Source organism: Coleofasciculus sp., assembly GCF_046539235.1.
Lineage (GTDB): Bacteria > Cyanobacteriota > Cyanobacteriia > Cyanobacteriales > Coleofasciculaceae > Coleofasciculus.
In genome coordinates, this window is sequence record NZ_JBKHHI010000589.1 from 1 (window position 1) to 3,023 (window position 3,023).

At 45.8% G+C, this 3,023-nt stretch carries 3 protein-coding genes; 1 reads left to right on the forward strand and 2 read right to left on the reverse strand.

Translation table 11 applies throughout. The features are described 5' to 3' along the window. Window positions 1–431 precede the first annotated feature (431 nt). The gene (gene menB, locus ACLFWI_RS28930) at window positions 432–1,265 is read left to right on the forward strand and encodes a 1,4-dihydroxy-2-naphthoyl-CoA synthase (protein WP_446415801.1); all 834 of its coding nucleotides are present in this window, start codon (window positions 432–434) and stop codon (window positions 1,263–1,265) included. 314 nt (window positions 1,266–1,579) lie between these two features. On the opposite strand, the gene ACLFWI_RS28935 is transcribed toward menB, so the two are convergent. Then, complete coding sequence (locus tag ACLFWI_RS28935; protein WP_446415802.1) at window positions 1,580–1,888, reverse strand: hypothetical protein; 309 nt, start codon at window positions 1,886–1,888, stop codon at window positions 1,580–1,582. A 335-nt stretch (window positions 1,889–2,223) separates the two neighbouring features. Continuing rightward, entirely contained in the window at window positions 2,224–2,766 is a 543-nt protein-coding gene (locus ACLFWI_RS28940; RefSeq protein ID WP_446415803.1) for a DciA family protein, read from the reverse strand. Window positions 2,767–3,023: the final 257 nt, after the last annotated feature.

A 3,023-nucleotide genomic window follows, 5' to 3' on the forward strand; every position in this document is an offset into this window, starting at 1 on the left:
TTGGTTCCATGGGGAAGCCAGAGGATGCTTCGCTTCTGTTGCACGGGGGAGACCAGCGGATGCTTCGCTTTTGGTTCCATGGGGAAGCCAGAGGATACTTCGCTTTTTGTTCCATGGGGGAGACGAAAGGATGCTTCGCTTTTTTTTGCACGGAAAGGGGAGAATTCAAAGCCTCTCTCCTTGCAGGAGAGAGGTTTGGAGAGAGGTTTTCCAGATCCCGTGAAAAGTAAGATCCTACTCTATCTAACGCTTACATGCTGTCTGAGGATAAATGGTACTCTATCAAGGCTGGTGGGCAATGCCCACCCCACGGTATATCAAGGGTTTTGGCGATCCAAAAATACAAGTTTTTAGTGCCATTGAGTCTTAGGATAGGAAAGTCAAGCTCAAAGTAGTACTTGGAGTCTTTATAACCAAGGGAAAATACTGATATGTCAATTGACTGGCAAACCGCCAAAACCTACGAGGATATTCTTTATCACAAAGCCGACGGTATCGCCAAAATTACGATTAATCGTCCCCACAAGCGCAACGCCTTCCGCCCTAAAACTGTCTTTGAACTCTACGACGCCTTTTGTAACGCCCGCGAAGACCAAAGAATTGGTGTTGTTTTATTAACCGGGGCGGGTCCTCACACCGACGGTAAATATGCTTTCTGTTCTGGAGGAGACCAAAGTGTCCGGGATAAGGCGGGGTATGTAGGGGATGATGGCGTTCCTCGCTTAAATGTCTTGGACTTACAACGCCTGATTCGTTCTATGCCCAAAGTGGTGATTGCTTTAGTAGCAGGTTATGCCATTGGCGGCGGTCATGTCTTGCACGTTATCTGTGATCTAACCATTGCCGCAGATAACGGCATCTTTGGTCAAACGGGTCCAAAAGTCGGTAGCTTTGATGGTGGGTTTGGCGCTAGCTATCTCGCCCGAATCGTGGGTCAGAAGAAAGCACGAGAAATTTGGTTCCTCTGTCGCCAGTATACGGCACAACAGGCGCTGGATATAGGTTTGGTGAACACTGTTGTCCCTGTAGACCAGTTGGAAGCGGAGGGGATTCAGTGGGCAAGGGAAATTTTACAAAAAAGTCCTATTGCTATCCGTTGCTTAAAAGCGGCGTTTAACGCTGACTGTGATGGTCAAGCTGGCTTACAAGAATTGGCTGGAAATGCCACGTTACTGTATTACATGACGGAGGAGGGGGCAGAAGGGAAACAAGCGTTCCTGGAAAAGCGCCCTCCTGATTTCCGTCAATATCCTTGGTTACCGTAGTTTGACACTGTTCGTTAGGTCTTTCACTCGGTCGGGGCGGGTTTAGTCACATCTGGGTGAGGTCAGAAACGATAACGGTGAAACCCGCCCCTACATAGGGGCGGCTGAATAAGTTTTATGGTGAGGGGGAGCTACATAAATTTTCTCAAAGATTAAGATTGGGTTATCAGAAATTAATTAAACAGGAATTCTCTTAAACGATAAAACTCAAGGGCAAGGTTGATGCATTTACTCATTTGAATGAGTTCAATTGATCAAGGCTGTAAGTAACCTCTAATCAACCGATACTCTAGCCGAGTCTGATAAAAGGGAAATTACACAAGAGCAACTTTAGTTGCCAGGTTTTCAGGGTTTGATGTCTGAACTTTTGTCGAGCTTGTCGGCTGGGAATGTCTCTGGGAGCAGGTTGTAGCTAAATCTTCTCTCAACATGCGTTGATCATCAAGCCATATTTGCTCAAAACTTTCCCACGAGGGAGCAAAGGGTGGTAGGGCTAAGGAACAAGCTTTCCAATTGGCTTTAACGGGTACGCCCAGTTGCTGACACATACCGCCGCGCCGTCCTTCAAGTTGGTAATAGCGACAAAACTGACAAGCTGACGTTGAGCATTTAAAGGTCTTCATTGGATGTCTTAAAAAATGAACGTTTAATTAGCTGCCTATATCTTCTCAATTTCCATTATTTTTTACTTGAACTATTGATATTTTATATTTTCTTTATAATTGCTTTATATATGAACATATTTTCGTAAAGAAACGAAACAATTAGTTAAGCTTGGTCAGAAACTTGGTGGATTTTTGGTAAAAACCCATGGGGATCAAGTATAACGGAAAAACTAATGTATAGTTAGATACGAAATTTAAGCGGTAAATTTCAACAAGAAGGATAAGTTAAATCAATCTGATTGCTCAGCATTCATAAGCAGGGTCAAGGCATGGGGAACCTCTCGCCTAATCCGCTAACCTTGCCACTGCTTGGTGGCACACAAACCACAAACCTGCCAGCGTTTCAGTTCTCCTGGCGGTGTCAGACAATGGCATTGAGGACAAAGGGGTAGGTTCTGCGATCGCGCCTTAATTTTCGCCGCCCACTGTTCAAATGCGGTTTGGGGTGTAGGCTGTTTTACAGGCGGATCGGCAGGAGATGAGACCTCCGGTTCATCCACAAGGCTGGGATGTTCCGATTCCTCAGCCTGGGGTAAAGTTTGCTCTTGATACCACCATCCCGGCGAAAAACGGATAGTCTCTATCGGCGTGGACAATCGATCATTAAGCTGTTTCAAAATAGAACGGCAATTTAAACTCAGATCTTGAGACCAAACCGAACTTGACGTGGCAACATAAAGAATATTCCGGGATAGTGAATGGGGTCTGGTTTGCTGCGCCCTATCTGCACCCACAACGTCAGCCCAACAGTCGCGGATCTGTTGAAATTGCTGTTGACCTTGCCAAAACGGCTGATTATCCAGTGCTTCTACTATATGATTAAGAGATTTCAGCATGAGTATTTATGCTTCCCTATACAGCTATCTTAAACCAACACCATCCTTAACGACTGTCTTCGTTGTCACAACGAGCCTCTAACTCAACCCTGCCGGATTAAACGGAAGTTCCCTTCATGAGCCAAAAAACCTCAGCTACATCATCAACTCCTTCCTCCTCCCTATCGATTAACCCTGCATTGCAGACGGCTTTAGGTAGCCTAGACGTGCAACTCGAAGCCGAATTAGCCCGCTATCGACGCCAACGACGGGGACGT